Source organism: Paeniroseomonas aquatica, from assembly GCF_030409335.1.
GTDB classification, from domain to species: domain Bacteria; phylum Pseudomonadota; class Alphaproteobacteria; order Acetobacterales; family Acetobacteraceae; genus Belnapia; species Belnapia aquatica.
This window is the reverse complement of sequence record NZ_JAUFPN010000193.1, coordinates 24,766-39,720: the sequence shown is the minus strand read 5'-3', so window position 1 is coordinate 39,720 and position 14,955 is coordinate 24,766. Positions and strand designations below refer to the sequence as shown.

The 14,955-nt window shown below is 72.3% G+C and carries 17 protein-coding genes and 1 tRNA gene; 8 read left to right on the top strand and 10 right to left on the bottom strand.

What is annotated here, in order from left to right:
• Positions 1–50 precede the first annotated feature (50 nt).
• Both QWZ14_RS23995 and QWZ14_RS23990 read left to right on the top strand, forming a co-directional pair.
• On the top strand, positions 51–398 hold the full coding sequence (locus tag QWZ14_RS23995) for a Lin0512 family protein (RefSeq protein WP_290319488.1): 348 nt from the start codon (positions 51–53) through the stop codon (positions 396–398).
• A complete protein-coding gene (locus tag QWZ14_RS23990; protein WP_290319487.1) occupies positions 395–736 on the top strand; it encodes a Lin0512 family protein in 342 nt (113 codons plus the stop codon). Before QWZ14_RS23995 ends, QWZ14_RS23990 begins: the two co-directional genes overlap by 4 nt.
• On the opposite strand, the gene QWZ14_RS23985 is transcribed toward QWZ14_RS23990, so the two are convergent.
• From QWZ14_RS23985 to QWZ14_RS23970, 4 genes are read right to left on the bottom strand one after another with little or no spacing between them, the layout of a single operon-like run.
• Positions 717–1,448, bottom strand: a complete 732-nt coding sequence (locus tag QWZ14_RS23985) for an N-formylglutamate amidohydrolase (protein ID WP_290319486.1) — start codon at positions 1,446–1,448, stop codon at positions 717–719. The genes QWZ14_RS23990 and QWZ14_RS23985 overlap by 20 nt on opposite strands.
• Complete coding sequence (locus QWZ14_RS23980; protein ID WP_290319484.1) at positions 1,445–2,254, bottom strand: transglutaminase-like domain-containing protein; 810 nt, start codon at positions 2,252–2,254, stop codon at positions 1,445–1,447. The genes QWZ14_RS23985 and QWZ14_RS23980 overlap by 4 nt, the downstream gene beginning before the upstream one ends.
• Before the next feature lie 47 nt (positions 2,255–2,301).
• A complete protein-coding gene (locus QWZ14_RS23975; RefSeq protein WP_290319482.1) occupies positions 2,302–3,207 on the bottom strand; it encodes a transglutaminase family protein in 906 nt (301 codons plus the stop codon).
• Between the two features lie 25 nt (positions 3,208–3,232).
• Positions 3,233–3,373 carry a hypothetical protein gene (locus QWZ14_RS23970; protein ID WP_290319481.1) on the bottom strand — a complete coding sequence of 47 codons (141 nt, stop codon included), beginning with the start codon at positions 3,371–3,373 and terminating at the stop codon, positions 3,233–3,235.
• Between the two features lie 376 nt (positions 3,374–3,749).
• Here QWZ14_RS23970 and QWZ14_RS23965 point away from each other — a divergent pair, with 376 nt between their 5' ends.
• Positions 3,750–4,205, top strand: coding sequence for a DUF6481 family protein (locus QWZ14_RS23965; RefSeq protein WP_290319480.1), 456 nt, complete (start codon positions 3,750–3,752; stop codon positions 4,203–4,205).
• 80 nt (positions 4,206–4,285) lie between these two features.
• Here QWZ14_RS23965 and QWZ14_RS23960 read toward each other — a convergent pair whose 3' ends face one another.
• On the bottom strand, positions 4,286–5,968 hold the full coding sequence (locus tag QWZ14_RS23960; protein ID WP_290319479.1) for a flavin-containing monooxygenase: 1,683 nt from the start codon (positions 5,966–5,968) through the stop codon (positions 4,286–4,288).
• A 143-nt stretch (positions 5,969–6,111) separates the two neighbouring features.
• Between QWZ14_RS23960 and QWZ14_RS23955 the strand changes: the two genes are divergently transcribed.
• Positions 6,112–6,801 carry a substrate-binding domain-containing protein gene (locus QWZ14_RS23955; protein ID WP_290319478.1) on the top strand — a complete coding sequence of 230 codons (690 nt, stop codon included), beginning with the start codon at positions 6,112–6,114 and terminating at the stop codon, positions 6,799–6,801.
• Between the two features lie 77 nt (positions 6,802–6,878).
• Positions 6,879–7,541 carry a hypothetical protein gene (locus QWZ14_RS23950; protein ID WP_290319477.1) on the top strand — a complete coding sequence of 221 codons (663 nt, stop codon included), beginning with the start codon at positions 6,879–6,881 and terminating at the stop codon, positions 7,539–7,541.
• Positions 7,542–7,554: 13 nt separating this feature from the next.
• On the opposite strand, the gene QWZ14_RS23945 is transcribed toward QWZ14_RS23950, so the two are convergent.
• Both QWZ14_RS23945 and QWZ14_RS23940 read right to left on the bottom strand, forming a co-directional pair.
• Positions 7,555–8,526 carry a Bug family tripartite tricarboxylate transporter substrate binding protein gene (locus tag QWZ14_RS23945; protein ID WP_290319476.1) on the bottom strand — a complete coding sequence of 324 codons (972 nt, stop codon included), beginning with the start codon at positions 8,524–8,526 and terminating at the stop codon, positions 7,555–7,557.
• A gap of 60 nt (positions 8,527–8,586) precedes the next feature.
• Entirely contained in the window at positions 8,587–9,192 is a 606-nt protein-coding gene (locus tag QWZ14_RS23940; protein ID WP_290319475.1) for a hypothetical protein, read from the bottom strand.
• A 531-nt stretch (positions 9,193–9,723) separates the two neighbouring features.
• On the opposite strand from QWZ14_RS23940, the gene QWZ14_RS23935 reads away from it, so the two are divergent.
• Entirely contained in the window at positions 9,724–10,317 is a 594-nt protein-coding gene (locus tag QWZ14_RS23935; protein WP_290319474.1) for a hypothetical protein, read from the top strand.
• A gap of 44 nt (positions 10,318–10,361) precedes the next feature.
• Here the strand turns inward: QWZ14_RS23935 and QWZ14_RS23930 are convergent, their stop codons facing one another.
• Entirely contained in the window at positions 10,362–10,799 is a 438-nt protein-coding gene (locus tag QWZ14_RS23930; RefSeq protein WP_290319473.1) for a GNAT family N-acetyltransferase, read from the bottom strand.
• Between the two features lie 317 nt (positions 10,800–11,116).
• Here QWZ14_RS23930 and QWZ14_RS23925 point away from each other — a divergent pair, with 317 nt between their 5' ends.
• A complete protein-coding gene (locus QWZ14_RS23925; RefSeq protein ID WP_290319472.1) occupies positions 11,117–12,484 on the top strand; it encodes a class I SAM-dependent methyltransferase in 1,368 nt (455 codons plus the stop codon).
• Positions 12,485–12,530: 46 nt separating this feature from the next.
• Here the strand turns inward: QWZ14_RS23925 and QWZ14_RS23920 are convergent.
• Positions 12,531–12,606: transfer RNA gene (locus QWZ14_RS23920), tRNA-Lys, on the bottom strand.
• Between the two features lie 245 nt (positions 12,607–12,851).
• Between QWZ14_RS23920 and QWZ14_RS23915 the strand changes: the two genes are divergently transcribed.
• A complete protein-coding gene (locus QWZ14_RS23915) occupies positions 12,852–13,094 on the top strand; it encodes a hypothetical protein (RefSeq protein ID WP_290319471.1) in 243 nt (80 codons plus the stop codon).
• Positions 13,095–13,151: 57 nt separating this feature from the next.
• Here QWZ14_RS23915 and QWZ14_RS23910 read toward each other — a convergent pair whose 3' ends face one another.
• The gene (locus tag QWZ14_RS23910; RefSeq protein ID WP_290319491.1) at positions 13,152–14,951 is read right to left on the bottom strand and encodes an ABC transporter ATP-binding protein/permease; all 1,800 of its coding nucleotides are present in this window, start codon (positions 14,949–14,951) and stop codon (positions 13,152–13,154) included.
• Between the last annotated feature and the right edge of the window lie 4 nt (positions 14,952–14,955).

The window sequence follows — 14,955 nt, the reverse complement described above, 5'->3', positions numbered from 1 at the left end:
CGCCCTCTGCCACGCCGCATGAATGGCCAAACTCGAGCTGAGACATGCCCATGAAACGCATGGTGCTGGAGATCGGGATGGGGACCGATATCCGCGGCACCGACTATACCAAGGCGGCGGTGCGGGCGCTGCGCGATGCGCTCTGGCACAATGCGCTGACCATCACCAATGCGCTCGGCGTCGATGTCGACAGCATGCGGGTCGAGGTCCGCATCGGCGTGCCGAAGCCGGAGCAGGTGGACCATGCGGCGGTGCTGGCGATCCTGCCGCATGGCACGGGGACGGTGACGGTGGTGGAGGGCGGGCTCGAGATCCCGAACGAATCCGGCACCGGCAGCACCGTCATGGCCCATGCGGCGGCGATCGTGCGGCTGGATATCCCGGAGCAGGCGGCATGAGCGCGCGGCGGGTGATCCTCGAGATGGGGGCGGGCAACGACCTCCATGGCGGGGACTATACCAAGGCGGCGCTGCGGGCGGTGCAGGATGCGCTGCACCACTCCTCGCTGAGCATGCTGCGGGCGCTGAAGGTGGACCCGAAGACCATGCTGGTCGAGGTCACCATCGGCGTGCAGCAGCCGGGAGCGGTGGATGCGGAGCGGGTGAAGGCGTCCCTGCCCCATGGCATCGTCACCGTGCGGGTGGTGAAGGGCGGGCTCGACGTGCCGGACGACGAGCGCGACGACGTGGCGGTGATCGCCAGCGCCGCCATCGTGGTCAGGCTGGAACTGCCCTGAGGGCGCAGGTCAGCCGCCCGGCCCAGGCGGCGATGCCCGCGTCATCCGCCAGCAGGTCCTGCCGGACCTCGAGCAGCGCCGCCGGCAGGCCGCGGGCATCGCCGTGGATGGGCACGGTGTAGTCGTATTCGGCCTCGATCCGGTAGGGCTCGTTGTCGCCCACCACCAGGCCGGGCTCGGCCGCCAGCGCCTCGACCAGGAAGCGGCCGAGCGGCGCCGCGGCGGCATAGAGCAGCCCGGCGTGCCAGGGGCGGCGGACAGCCTGGTAGACCGGGGTGAAGCTGTGCACCCCGATGACGATGGTCGGCCGGCCGGCGCGGGCATCGAGGCAGGCGGCGACGGCGGCGTGGAAGGGGCGGAAGAAGCGCTCCTGCCGGGCGGCGACTTCCTCGGGCGGCAGGTCCCGGTTGCCGGGGATGTCGGTGTCCTCGCTGCGGGCGGGGATCGAGGTGGCGCTGCCGGGCGGCCGGTTGCAGTCGATCAGCAGGCGGGAATAGCCCGAGAGGAACAGCGGCGCATCGAGCGCCGCCGAGAGCAGCCGGGCCAGCGGCGCCGCACCCGGGTCCCAGGCGATGTGGCGCCGCAGCTCGGCCGCCTCCAGCCCCAGCCCGGCATAGGCCGCCGGGATGAAATTGGAGGCATGCTCGCAGAGCAGGACGTAGCGCGAGCCGCCGCCGGGATTGAGCGTGGTGACGGCGGCCGGAAGCGTCACCCCACGACCTCGTCGGTCAGCACCTTGAAGTCGGACAGGGTGCAGGGGCCGAAGGTGGTGGCGATGGCGACATCGGTCGCGTCGCGGCCGCGGGCCATCAGGATGCGGCCGATGCGCGGGCTGTTGTTGCGGGCATCGAAGGTATGCCACTGGCCGCCGAGATAGACCTCGAACCAGGCGGCGAAATCCATCGGGCCGTAGGGCGGCGGCATGCCGATGTCGCCGAGCCAGCCGGTGCAGTAGCGCGCGGGGATGTTGAGGCAGCGGCAGAAGGTGACCGCCAGGTGGGCGTAGTCGCGGCAGACGCCGCGGCGCTCCATGTAGGCGTCCCAGGCGGTGCGCTGGGCGCTGGCGTGCTCGTAGTTGAAGACGATGTGGTTGTGCACCCAGTCGCAGATGGCCTGCACCCGGGCCCAGCCCGGCGGGGTATGGGCGAACAGCGACCAGGCGGTGTCCGAGAGCCGGTCGGTGTCGCAGTAGCGGCTGCCCAGCAGGTAGACCACGACCTCGTCCGGCAGGGCCTCGACCGGCAGCTGGACCGCATTCGGCGAGATGGCGTCGGTCTGGCCGCTGTCGGCGATGGTGAAGTCGGTGGCGATGGTCAGCCGGCCGGCCGGGGCGACAATGCGGGTGCAGGTATTGCCGAAGCCGTCGGTGTAGTGGTGCGAGCCGATCGGCGGATCGTAGGTCACCCAGTGCGGGTTCTCGAGCTGCGGCAGGCGCGAGGGATGCGGGCTGATCATCAGCAGCATCGGCGTCGGCTGCGGGCAGTCATAGACGATCTGGTAGCCGGCGCGGATGCGCATGGGCGAGGTCCTTCGGAACATGGAATGGTGCGGGCTTGCGGGCGGCGTCAAGGCACGGCGGGGGCGTCCGGCGCCGCCTCGGTGACGCTGACCTCGACGGTCATGCCGAGGCTGGCGGAGGGGAAGCCGGTCCAGGTGCCGTGCAGCGGCACCGCGTGGCGGTGGTCCCGGGTCACGGCGACCCTGATCAGGTCACGGTTGCCGACGATCCCGTTGGTCGGGTCCATTTCCACCCATCCGGCGCCGGGGACATAGACCTGCAGCCAGGCATGCGTCGCACCGCCGCCGACGCGCCCCGGCTGGCCGGGGGTGCTGCGCTGCGGCACGTAGAGGTAGCCGGAAACGAAGCGGGCGGCAAAGCCCAGGGCGCGCACCGCCTCGATCATCAGCACGGCGAAGTCGCGGCAGCTGCCGCTGCCGAGGCGGAGCGTGCGGATCGGGTCCTGCACCCCCATCTCCTCCCGCGCCACGTAGGTGAAGCGGGCGCGGATGGCGTGGGTGATGGTGGTCAGCAGCGCCGGCGTGTCGGTCGGGCCGTCGGTGCGCAGGAACTGCCGGACCCAGCGGTCCACCTCGCGGCCCGGATCGGGGTATTGCCGCTCGATCGAGCGGGCCAGGTCGGGGCCCTCGTCGGTGCTGTAGGCGAAGGGATAGGTCTCCGCCCCCTCCCCCACCGGGAATTCGAGCGCGTTGCCCGGCGCGTGGTCGAGCCGCACGGTGCTGTCGAAGCGCAGCTCGGTGGCGCGGCCGGCGAAGCGGGCCACGGCGACGCTGTTGCCGAAGACGTCGTGCAGCCAGCGCAGCTCGCTCGGCTCCGGCGTGATGCGCAGCGAGGAGGCGAGCAGCCGCTGGTCGTGCCCCTCCCGCGGGCGGAGCATCATGCGATGCTCGCCGAAGGAGACGGGCTGCTTGTAGCGGTAGGTGGTGACGTGCTGGACCGCGAGAACCGGCATCAGGCGTGGTGCGACCGCAGGACGATCAACCCCCGGCGGGCTTGGGCGGGGCCTTCTTGGCCGGCGGCAGCGACCGGTCGAAGGGCGAGACGGTGGTGACGCCCGGCTTCTTGTCCGACTTCGGCTTCTTCGCCTCGCGCCCGCTGCGCTTCTGACCCTTGGCCATGGTCTCAATCTCCGCTGTTGGCTGCCGTCTGCCGCATGCTGATGCGATGCCTGATGGGCCGGTCCGGGGCGGGGCAGCCGCGCCGTAGATCGTCGGCTACCCTGCGCCCTCGGCGCGGTTTTGTCGAGCCGGATCGGGCCGCGGCGGCGCAGCGGTCCGGGCGGGGCCCCGGCTTCGCCATTTTGTGATCGGGCGCCGGGGCCGCCGCCTGCCGAATAACGGGAGCGGTTCCGGTCGCGAATACTATGACCGCTCAATAGAATCGAAATACCGGCCCGCCGATACCGGTCCGGCCGGGCGCCGCCGGCGGGCGCCGTCATCGCGCTGTCGCGGTTCCGGCCTGTACATCGCGGGCCGATCTGAGTAGAACGCGGCCATGCAAGCCCACAAGACCGACAACTTCAGCGATCGACTGAGCGCCGCCAACAAGGCCCGCCAGGCTGCCATGGAAAAGTTCCGCAACCTGCCGAAGCCGAACGACCCGGTCGTCCTGGAGCGGATCGCGGCGCAGAAGGCGATCGCCGAGGCCCGCGAGGCCCGCATCGCCGAGCGCAAGGCCGCCAAGGAAGCCGAGGCCGCCCGCCTCGCCGCCGAGGCCGCCGCCCAGGCGGCCGAGGAAGCCCGCCTCGCCGCCGAGCAGCGCCAGCGCGACATCGAGGACGGCATCCGCAAGGCCGAGGAAGCCCGGCTGATGGCGCTCGAGAATGCCGACCGCGAGACCCGCGCCGCCATGCTGGACGAGGAGAAGCGCCAGCGCGTGCTGGCGGTGGCCGCCGAGCAGAAGGCCGCGCGCGACGCACGCTACGCCGCCCGCAAGGCGCGCAAGCGCTGAGGCAGGCCGCCCGGGGCAGGCCCCGGGGGTGACGGCAGGTTTCGTGGCCCGGGCGGGATGACCGCCCGGGCTTTTTCAATTCACTCGGCCGCCGCCGCCGTGGCCTGCGCCCCGGCGGCGAGCCGGAAGCCCGGATAGCCCTGGGCGGCGATCTCGGCGCATTTCTCCCGATAGGCGCCGACGCCGCCGATATAGGGCATGAAGACCCGCGGCTTGCCCGGGATGTTGGCGCCCATGTACCAGGAATTGGCCGCGGGATAGAGGGTGCGGTCGGCCACCTCGTTCACGTGCCCGACCCATTGGTCTTCGGCCTCCCGCGTCGCCTCGATGGTCTCGAGGCCGCGGGCGCGGAGATGCGCGAAGCAGTCCGCCAGCCAGTCCACGTGCTGCTCGATCGAGACGATCATGTTGCTGAGCACCGAGGGGCTGCCGGGGCCGGTGATCATGAACAGGTTGGGGAAGCCGGCGGTCATCAGCCCGAGGTAGGTGCGCGGCCCATCCTCCCATTTCTCGGCCAGGCCGAGGCCGCCGCGGCCGCGGATGTCGATGCGGGTCAGCGCGCCGGTCATGGCATCGAAGCCGGTGGCGAAGACGATGGCATCGACCTCGACCTCGCCGTGGCGGGTGCGGACGCCCCTGGCGGTGATGGCCTCGATCGGCGCGTCGCGGACATCGACCAGGGTGACGTTGGCGCGGTTGAAGGTCTCGAAGTAGTCGGTGTCGACGCAGATGCGCTTGGTGCCGATCGGATAGCCCTTGGGCGCCAGGATCTCGGCCACGGCGGGGTCCTTGACCAGGCCGCGGATCTTGTCGCGGACGAAGTCGGCGGCGGTGTCGTTGGCGTCCCGGTTGGTGATGAGGTCGGCGAAGGAGGCCATGAAGGCGGTGCCGCCGCGGGCCCAGCGGGCCTCGTACTCGGCCTGGCGCTCCGCGGGCGTGACCTCCAGGGCCGACTTCTCGTTCAGGCCGTAGAGGATGCCGGTGCGCATCATCCGGGCCTTGGCCCGATGCGCCTCGTAGTCGGACTTCCACCAGCCCTCGTACTCCGCGTCCATCGGCGCGTTGCGCGAGGGGATGCTGAAATTCGGCGTGCGCTGGAAGACGGTGAGATGCGCCGCCTGCCGGGCGATGACCGGGATGGCCTGGATGGCGGAGCTGCCGGTGCCGATGACGGCGACCCGCTTGCCCGCGAAATCCACGCCCTCATGCGGCCAGTGGCCGGTGTGGTAGGTGGCGCCCTGGAAGCCCTCGAGCCCGGCGATGTCCGGCAGCCGGGCGGAGGAGAGGCAGCCGGTCGCCATCACGCAGTGCCGGGCGGTGACGGTCTCGCCGCGGTCGGTCGTCACGGTCCAGCGGTTGGCCGCCTCGTCGAAGCGGGCGCTGGTGACCCTGGTCTCGAAGCGGATGTCGCGCCTGAGGTCCAGGCGGTCGGCCACGTGCTGGGCGTAGCGCAGGATCTCCGGCTGGGCCGAGAAGCGCTCCGACCACTGCCAGTCCTGCTGCAGCTCCGGCGAGAAGGAGTAGGAGTACTGCATGCTCTCGACGTCGCAGCGGGCGCCGGGGTAGCGGTTCCAGTACCAGGTGCCGCCGACGTCGGTGCCCTGCTCGAAGACCACCGCCGAGAGGCCGAGGCCGCGCAGCCGGTGCAGCATGTACATGCCGGCGAAGCCGGCGCCGACGATGACGGCATCCACCCCGCCCGGCGGGGGCATGGTCCGGGCAGGGCTCTGGGCAAAGGTCTGCGGCGTCGGCATCTCGGTCATCGCGTGGTCTCCGGGCCTGGGCGGCGCTCTGGTTGGTCGGTCGTCTGATCCCTGGCGCCAAGGCGACACGCCAGGGCCCGGCCTGTCAACCATGGCGGCACCGGGGCGCTTCGGGCAGTCTGGGCGCAATGAGGAGAGTCCGCATGCCCGACGCCGCCCCGCTGCGCATCCTGTCGACCCTGGCCGTCATGGGGGTGCTGCAGGAGCTGCTGCCGGCGCGGGAGGCGGCGACGGGCGGGCGGATCGAGGCGGTCTATGCCCCGACGGCGAAGCTGCTGGAGCGGATCGAGGCCGGGGCGCCGGCGGATGTGGCGATCCTGACAGCGGAGGCGGTCGAGGCGCTGCTGGCGGCGGGGCGGCTGCAGCCGGGCAGCCGGGTGGACCTGGCCATCTCGGTGGTCGGCATCGCGGTGCGGGCGGGGGCGCCGCGGCCGGACATCGCCACGCCGGAGGCGCTGCGGGCCGCCCTGCTGGCGGCGCGGAGCATCGCCTATTCCCGGGCCGGGGCGAGCGGGATCTTCTTCGCCGGGCTTGTCGAGCGGCTGGGCATCGCCGCCGAGGTCGAGGCCAAGGCGACGGTCATCCCGCAGGGCTTCACCGCCGAGCTGGCGGCCAGCGGCGCGGCGGAGCTGGCGATCCAGCAGGTGAGCGAGCTGATGACCGTCCCCGGGGTCGATATCGTCGGGCCGCTGCCGGCGGCGACGAACGTCCGGGCGGTGTTCTCGGGCGGCCTCCTCGCCGGGGCGCCGGCGGCGGCGGGGGCGCTGCTGGCGCATCTCGCGGCGGCCTCGACGCCCGGGCTGCTGGCGGCGAAGGGGCTGCTGCCGGCCTGAGGGGATGCGGGGCCGGGGTTATTGCGAATGACTCTTATTTGCTATAACCCCGGCCCTACCCTTCCGGAGACGCTCCCATGACCCGCATTTCCCTCGGCGTGCTGCTGCTGGCCGGCTGCCTCGCCCGGCCGGCCGCGGCGCACATGGTCTGGCTCGAGCGCAGCGGCCCGACGGTGCAGATGTATTTCGGCGAGCCGGGTGAGAATGTGCGGGAGCGGGGCGGCGCGACGCTCGACGTCATCGCCACGCCGAAGCTGGTCGGCGCCGCCGCCCCGGCCAGCCGGCAGGCCGACCATGTCGCCTTCGGGCCGCTGCCGGGGGGCGATGCCCGGGTGGCCGAGGAAGGCCTGGCGCCGCGCGAGGACCGCCAGCGCGGCGGCCGGACCCGCTCGGTCTTCCTGGCCCGCGAGGGCCGCAGCGAGACCCGCGGCGCGCTCGACCTGGAGCTGGTGCCGCAGGCGCCGGGCGGGACGGCTTTCACCCTGCTGTTCCGCGGCGCGCCGCAGCCGCGCACCGCGGTGGAGCTGATCGGCCCGCCGGGCTGGAGCAAGACCCTGCGCAGCGACGCCGAGGGCCGGCTGACCCTGCCGCTGCCCTGGGCCGGGCGCTACGTGGCCGAGGTGCAGCACCTGTCGGAGCAGCCCGGCGGCGAGGGCGCCGGCGCCTACGACCGCACCCGCTACGTCGCCACGCTGTCCTTCATCGCCGCCGAGGGCATCGCCTGGCCGGCGGCGCGCTGAGCGCCGCGCGGCCTCAGTCGATCGCGATGCGGGCGTCGCGGGCGATCGACTGCCAGCGCGCGGCGCTGGCCTTCACCCAGGCGCCGGCCTCGGCGCGGGGGATGTGCAGGCTCTCGACGAAGGCGGTGCGCAGCCGTTCCTCGGTCTGCGGGGTGCGGGTCTGCTCCAGCGCCTCGGTCAGCCGCTGGGTGATCTCGGGCGGGGTCCGGGTCGGGACGAACAGGCCGAACCAGATGCCGAGGTCGTAGTCCGGCATGCCGCTCTCCTTCAGCGTCGGCACCGCCGGCAGCGCCGAGGCGCGGCGGGCGGTGGTGACCGCCAGGGCGCGGATGGCGCCCGCCTGGGCATGGGCGGCGGAGGTCGCAGTGGTGTCGAAGCCGAAGTCCACCTCCTGCGCCAGCATGGCCGCGACCAGGGGCGAGGAGCCGCGGTAGGGCACGTGCGTCGCCTCGAGCCCGGCGGTCTTGAGGAAGACCACGGCCGAGAGATGCGAGGAGCTGCCGTTGCCGACCGAGCCGTAGATCAGCGGCCGGGCCTTCGCCTCGGCGATGAATTCCGCGACCGAGCCGGCCTTCACGCGGGCGGGCACGGCGGAGAGGACATTGGCGACCTCCCCGATGGTGCCGAGGCAGGTGAAGTCCCGCACCGCATCGACGCCGGTGCTGGCGTAGAGGATCGGGTTCACCCCGAACATCGCGGTGGTGCCGAACAGGATGGTCTGGCCATCGGCCTCCGACTGCGCCGCGGCCTGGGTGCCGATGTTGCCGCCGGCGCCGGCCCGGTTCTCGACGATGACCGGCTGGCCGAGGGCGCGGCCGAGCGGCTCGGCGACGATGCGGCCGACGATGTCGTTCACCCCGCCCGGCGGGTAGGTGACGATGAGGCGCAGCGGCCGGTTCGGCGACCAGGCGGCGGATTGCGCCCGGAGCGCGGGGGCGGCGAGCAGGGCGCCGAGGCTGGCGAGGGCGGTGCGGCGGGGGAGCATGGAAATCCTCGGTTGGGGCGGGCCGCGGCCGGCGGGAGGCCGCAGCCTAGCACGGCCCGGTCAGAAGCGGCGGAGCCGGCCGCGGCGGGCGGCGCCCGCGGTCTGCCAATGCGGCACCGGGCCGCTGGCGCGGCGGCTGGCCAGCCGGGCGCGCCGCGCGCTGCGGGCGGTATCCTCGGCGGCGGGGGTCTTCGCGGGCTCGGGCTCGGGCTCGGGCGCGGGGCCGGCCTCGGGCTCCGGTGCGGCCTCGAGTTCGGGCTCGGGCTCGGGCGCCGGGACGGGCGGGGCCTTGCGCGGACGCCCCCGCTTGCGGCGAGGCGCCTGCGGGGCGGCAGGCTCGGGCGGGGCGGGCTCGGGCGCGGCGGCGGCGATGGGTTCGGGCGCGGGCACGGGGCTCGGCTCTGGCTCTGGCTCTGGCTCCGGCTCCGGTTCGGGCAGCGCCGTCGGCTCCGGCTCCGGCTGCGCCAGCACGATGCCGGCGATCAGCGCCCGCAAGGTGCCCGCCGTCTCGTAGTAGGAGCCGTCGCGGCTCAGCAGGAAAGGCTTGCCCTCCACCCGGAAGATTCGTTGCTGCATCGTCAGCCGCTGCACCTGCATGTCGGTGGCGGGGAAGAAAGCACAACCGGCGGCTTTGGCCGCGACGACCTGTTCGGGCGAGAGGTTCAATGCACGGTATTCCAGAAGCTTCGGACGCGGAGCGGGCGATATTGCCGGCCCGGCCGCCATGACCATGATTGTCTCTCATATCGCAGCATGCGCCAAGTGAAAGACTGTTGAAGCAAGCCATTTCATAATATGAGACGTGACTAAATCCGCGAGATCACCCTACCAGGAGAATTTATGCTTTAACAACCCTGGGTTGGCAGCCCAACCGGCGCACGCCACGGCCTCCGGGGCCCGCCCGCGCCGGTTGCAGGCGCAGCCGGGGAACGCCGCTCACAGCAGAATCGCCCGGAAGCCCGTGACCACGACGGGCGGAGGATGGCATCGCCACCGGCCGAGGCAGGCCCGGCCCGTTGTGGCGGCGGTCCGGTTCCCCGGCACCGGTCATCGATCGGCGAGCATTCAAGACGTGATCCATGCAACAAGAACCCTGCGGCGTGTAAAAACTTGTTCGAATGGGTGGTACAAGCCTGCAGCCGTCCCATCATCCTGGTCTCCCGTCTTGCTCCGGAGCCACCGATTTTTTGGAGTCCCATGTCCGAAGCCGATCGCGTCTTTCCCCGCCATAGCTTTGCCGAATCCCATCCGACGCCCGAGGACAAGCAGCTCCTGCACATCGCGCCCCGGCGCCGCGGCAGTGGCCCGACCCGGGTGGTCGAGGTGGTGCACCTCCCTGCGGGGCGCACGAAATCCCCCGCGGAGCCCGCCGCCCCGCCCCGGTCGGCGCATGCCGAAACCTGGCCCGAGGGCTTCCGGGCCAAGCCGGCGCTGGCCATGCCGACGCTCGACCAGCCCGCCGCCGCGCCCGAGGCCGCCCCGCAGGTGGGCCATGTGATGCCGGGCTGGGAGCCGCTGCTGCCGCCGGCCGAGGCGGAGGCGCCGCAGCCCCGGCAGCCCCGGGCCGCCGCCAGGGCGGCATCGGCCAAGGCGCCGCCGGTCGCCGCCGCGTCGGCGCCGGACAAGCAGGACCCGGACAAGCAGGACCCGGAGAAACCGGCCCCAAGCCGGCGCGCCTTCGCGGATCCCTTCGCCGCCGAGGATACCGGCACGAATTGCCTGCGCTGCGGCTACCTGGTCCAGCCGGGACGGGAGAAGCGCGGCCTGCTGACCTGCGCCCAATGCGGCTGACCGCACCGTCCCGCCGCCCCTGAGGCCGGCTTCCGGGGCGGGTCTCACCCGGCCTTGCGCAAGGGCCTGACCCAGCAGGCGGCGGCCGGGGTGAAGCCGGTCGCCCCGGCGAAGGCCTGGAGCGACACGGCCGGTGCCGGCGCCCGCAGCTCGATCAGGCCGCAGCCGGCGCTGCGCGCGGCCTGGGCCGCGGCCTTGAGGAGCAGCCGGCCGATGCCGCGGCGGCGATCCTCGGGCCGGACCACGAGGGTGGTGATCTGCGCCGTCGGCTGGGGCGGCCCCAGGCCGCGATACCAGTGCAGCACCACCAGGCCGCTCGGCGGCCCCCAGTCCGTGGCGACCAGGGCGGTGCCGGAGGTCTGGTGCAGCGCGGCCAGCTGCTCGGCCAGCGCCCGGGGGTCCGCCAGGCCGAGCAGCCCGGCGAGGCCGGGCGCATCGGCGGCGGCGGCCGTACGGATTTCCAGGCCATAGCGCGATGCCAATGGGATGCCGCCTCGGGTCGGGATGGGCCGCTCACATGGGCGCGGCGGCGCCGGCCGGGTAGGGCCGCGTGCCGGGGCCGGTCGATGGAAGCGGCGGCTGCCGGGTCGGCGGGACATCGCCGGAGGTTTTACTGTCGCCTGCCGTCGCCGTATTTGAAATTCGTCTTCGTCGAGTAACCGCAGTCTCTCCGGGCCGGGTCGGCCAGGGGATCGACGCCCTCGACCCATGCGTCCTGATGTTTCTAAATTGACTTCATTCCGCCGCCCGGCTATTCGTTTTGGATTATTAAAGAATTGCAGGGGCATCGGTATTCGTCATGCTATCCAGCAAGAACGCATTTCGGCACCTGTTCGCTCCGCGCCCCGCCACCCCGCTGCAGGAGCTGAACCGGCTCGCGCCCTCCCAGCTGCCCCGGCAGAAGATCGCGGATGCGGAGGACTTCCACGACCCGCGCATGAAATTCATCATGCGGCGAATTCTCGGCCTGATGCCGCAGATCCATTGCCGGGCTTGGGAATATGCCCGGGCCTTCGACCTCCTGGCCTCCAGCGGCTGCCTGACCCCGAACGCCCGCGGCATCGCCTTCGGCGCCGGGCGGGAGGTCCTGCTCTATGCCGTCGCGGCGCATTGCGCGCATCTCACGGCGACCGACATCTACACCGCGGATACCGACTGGGGCGAGGCGCGGACCGAGGATGCCTCGGAGTTCGTCCGCGCCGGCGCGCCGCCCGCGCTCGATCCGGCCCGGCTGACGGCGCTGAACATGGACGCCCGCGCGATCAGCTTCGGCGATGCCTCCTTCGACTTCGCCTATTCCATCTCCTCCATGGAGCATTTCGGCGACGAGGCCGATATCGTGCGGCACCTGCGGGAGGTGCGGCGGATCCTGCGGCCGAACGCCTGCTACGTCCTGACCACGGAGCTGCGCCTGGCCGGGCCGACCCGGCGGACCATCGGCAATTTCGCCTTCGGGCTGGAGCACCTGCTCGACCTCATCGCCCAGGCGGGCCTCCATGCCGAGCCGGTGGTCGACGCGGGGCTGGCGGAATGCCGGGAGAACATCGCGCATGAGGATTCGCTGGTGCAGGGCCCGGAACTGGCGCAGCGGCTGAACCAGACGATCATCTGGCGCGAGCTGAGCGGCTCCATCTCGGGCCCGATCAGCCTCGTGCTGCGCCGCAAGGGCAAGGGCCGGCCGGTGGTCCTGCACGAACGGCGGACCCACGACTGGATCAGGGCGCAGCAGTCGCTGCAGGCCACCATCCGCTGCGCCGAATGGCGGCGGCTGAACCCGTTCGGATTTCTCGGCGATGCCGGCCTGCGCTGGGCGATCCCCTGGCAGGACGGCACCGGCGCGAGCGCGCCGCAGCTGATCTTCGGCACCACCTACAGCTTCTACGGCGACCGGGAGATCGAGGTCAGCCTCGCCGTCGCCGCCGCACCGGGGGACGCGCGGGTGGGCGAGCTCGCCGTCGCGGTCAACGGGATGGCCATCGACGATCCCGCGATCATCGAGCCGGCGACCGTCCTGCCGGGCTTCCCGCTCGCGGCCGGCGCCGTCGTGACCCGGTCGTTCCGCTTCCTGGCCCGGCGCGACCGCACCTACTGCATCTTCGGGATCCGCACGGGCACCGACCTCCCGTTGCTCGCGTCGATCGAGGTGATGGTGAAGGGCCGGCCTTGACCTGGCGCCTGGTCCGGCATGCCGTCGTAGCCTGGAAGGGGGGATGTGGTGGGCGCCGTAGGATTCGAACCTACGACCCGCTGATTAAGAGTCAGCTGCTCTACCAACTGAGCTAGGCGCCCATCACCCGGCCGCTGTCGCCAGCCGCACTCGGGAGGCGCTTCATACCCTCCGCTGCGGCTTTGTCCAGCCCCTAATCCCGCTCCATCCCGGGCCGGGGCGAATTCCGCAGGCCGAGGCCCGGCAGGGTGGCCGGCCGTGCCCCCGGCTTCGGTCCGCCGCGTGACCGATTCACATCCGCGCCGGCACCCGCAACCGCTGCGAAACATCCCGCGTTGTGGCTTCGCAACCACGGGAGACTCCAGCCATGCGCAAGACCAGCCTGACCCTGCTGACCCTGGCCGCCCTCGGCCTCGGCGCCTGCGGTTATTCGACCGGCGACCGCGCCGTCTCGGGCGGCCTGCTCGGGGCCGGTGCCGGGGCCGGCGTCGGCGCCCTGACCGGCGGCGGCGTCGGCACCGGGGCGCTGATCGGCGGCGGTGTCGGCGCCGCCGGCGGGGCGCTCACCAGCGGCCGCGACGTGAACCTCGGGCGTCCCGCCTGGCGGTAAGCCGGGCCAGCTCGCGGTCGCGGCCCGGAGGCCAGGCGGGGGATCCCCGCCTGGCCTTCAGCCGTTCTGGCCCTCGGGCGCCATCCGCCGGGACTTGCGCCGCCCCAGCAGCTTCCGCAGCGCGACGACCGGCCGGGCCGGCTGCCGGACCGGCCTGGCCCGGCGCCGGCTGCCGAGCGTCGCCCCCTCGCTGCCCCGGGTCAGGGTCAGGGTCCGGTCGTGGAAGGCATCGAGCCCGGGCCGGTGGCCGATCGAGACCAGCGCGCTCCCCGCCAGCTCGTCCTCGAACAGCGACATCATGCTGGCTTGGTTGGCCTCGTCGAGGGCGGCGGTCGCCTCGTCCATGAAGACCCAGGCCGGGCGGTGCAGGATCACCCGGGCGAAGGCTAGGCGCTGCTGCTCCCCGAGCGAGAGGATGCGGTCCCAGCGCTCCTCCTCCGCCAGCCGCGGGATCAGGTGGGCCAGGCCGCAGCGGGTCAGCGCCGCCTCCACCGCCGGCTGGACGAAGTGGCGCGGCGGCAGCGGATAGGCGACCGCGGCATGCAGGCTGCCCAGCGGCAGGTAGGGTCGCTGCGGCATGAACATCATCGAGGCGCGGCCGGGGATGCGGATCTCGCCGGCGCCCCAGGGCCAGAGCCCGGCGATGGCGCGGAACAGGGTGGACTTGCCGGTGCCGCTCTCGCCGACGATCAGCACCCGCTCGCCCGGCCGGATCTCGGCATTGGCCTCGCCGATCACCAGCGTGCCGTCGGCCTGGGCGATCTGCAGGTCGCGGAAGGCCAGCGTCGCCCCGGCCTCCTCCGGCGGGGCCTCGTGCAGGGCGATGACGCTGTCGGCCTCGCTGGCATCGGCCATGTCGAGGGTCTCCTCCAGCTCGACCACCCGGGCCACGTGGCTGCGCCAGTCGGCGATGCGGGGGAAATTGTCGACGAACCAGTTGAGGCTGCTGGTCACCTGGCCGAAGGCGGAGCTGATCTGCATCAGCACGCCGAGGGTGATGGCGCCGGCGAAGTAGCGCGGGCTGGCGACCAGCACCGGGAAGACCGTCAGCAGCATGCCGTAGGCCGAGGTCAGCCACATCAGCCGCCGCTCGCTCCGCAGCAGGTCGAGCATGGCGGCCGAGACCTGGCCGAAGGCGCGCTTCAGGCCGCGCTCCTCGTCCGCCTCGCCGCCGATCAGCGCCACGCCCTCGCCGCTCTCGCGCAGCCGCACCAGGGCGAAGCGGTGGTCGCTCTCGGCCTCGTTGCGGCGGATGTTGGCCGCGACCATGGGCCGGCCGATGAACCAGGTCAGCGCCGAGCCGATGCCGGCATAGAGCAGCGCCGCCCAGACCATGTAGCCGGGGATGTCGAATTCGCTGGAGGCCAGGGCGACGTGCAGCGGCCCCGAGAGGGTCCAGAGGATGCCGACGAAGGAGACCAGCATGAGCACCGAGCTGACCAGCCCGACCGCCATGTCGACCGCGATCGCGGTGGCCCAGCGGGTGTTCTCGCTGATCCGCTGGTCGGGGTTGTCGGCGGCGCCGGGCAGGAAATTGATCTGGTAGTGCCGGCCGTGGTCCAGCCAGCGGTGCTGCAGCCGGAAGACCAGCCATTCCCGCCAGTGCAGCTGCAGCATCTGCCGGACATAGAGCTGGAAGACCGCGGTCACCATGCTGGCGACGGTCAGGCCGAGGAACAGCCCCATCTGGCCGAAGAAGGCGCCGCGGTCGCGGGATTCCAGGGCATTGAAGAAGTCCCGGTTCCAGATGTTGAAGCGCACCTGGATGCCGATCTGCAGGATGGTCAGCCCCAGCACCCCGGCCGCCAGCCAGCGGGCGCGGCGCCTGTCCTCGCCGTTGAAGTAGCCGGAGACCAGCTTG

Coding starts and splice junctions, on each gene's coding strand:
- QWZ14_RS23975 (WP_290319482.1), bottom strand. CDS start 3,207: ATGCCGGTTCTCGCGGTCCAGCACGTCACCACCTACCGCTACAAGCAG.
- QWZ14_RS23995 (WP_290319488.1), top strand. CDS start 51: ATGAAACGCATGGTGCTGGAGATCGGGATGGGGACCGATATCCGCGGC.
- QWZ14_RS23965 (WP_290319480.1), top strand. CDS start 3,750: ATGCAAGCCCACAAGACCGACAACTTCAGCGATCGACTGAGCGCCGCC.
- QWZ14_RS23960 (WP_290319479.1), bottom strand. CDS start 5,968: ATGACCGAGATGCCGACGCCGCAGACCTTTGCCCAGAGCCCTGCCCGG.
- QWZ14_RS23980 (WP_290319484.1), bottom strand. CDS start 2,254: ATGCGCATCCGCGCCGGCTACCAGATCGTCTATGACTGCCCGCAGCCG.
- QWZ14_RS23935 (WP_290319474.1), top strand. CDS start 9,724: ATGTCCGAAGCCGATCGCGTCTTTCCCCGCCATAGCTTTGCCGAATCC.
- QWZ14_RS23955 (WP_290319478.1), top strand. CDS start 6,112: ATGCCCGACGCCGCCCCGCTGCGCATCCTGTCGACCCTGGCCGTCATG.
- QWZ14_RS23925 (WP_290319472.1), top strand. CDS start 11,117: ATGCTATCCAGCAAGAACGCATTTCGGCACCTGTTCGCTCCGCGCCCC.
- QWZ14_RS23970 (WP_290319481.1), bottom strand. CDS start 3,373: ATGGCCAAGGGTCAGAAGCGCAGCGGGCGCGAGGCGAAGAAGCCGAAG.
- QWZ14_RS23915 (WP_290319471.1), top strand. CDS start 12,852: ATGCGCAAGACCAGCCTGACCCTGCTGACCCTGGCCGCCCTCGGCCTC.
- QWZ14_RS23945 (WP_290319476.1), bottom strand. CDS start 8,526: ATGCTCCCCCGCCGCACCGCCCTCGCCAGCCTCGGCGCCCTGCTCGCC.
- QWZ14_RS23990 (WP_290319487.1), top strand. CDS start 395: ATGAGCGCGCGGCGGGTGATCCTCGAGATGGGGGCGGGCAACGACCTC.
- QWZ14_RS23950 (WP_290319477.1), top strand. CDS start 6,879: ATGACCCGCATTTCCCTCGGCGTGCTGCTGCTGGCCGGCTGCCTCGCC.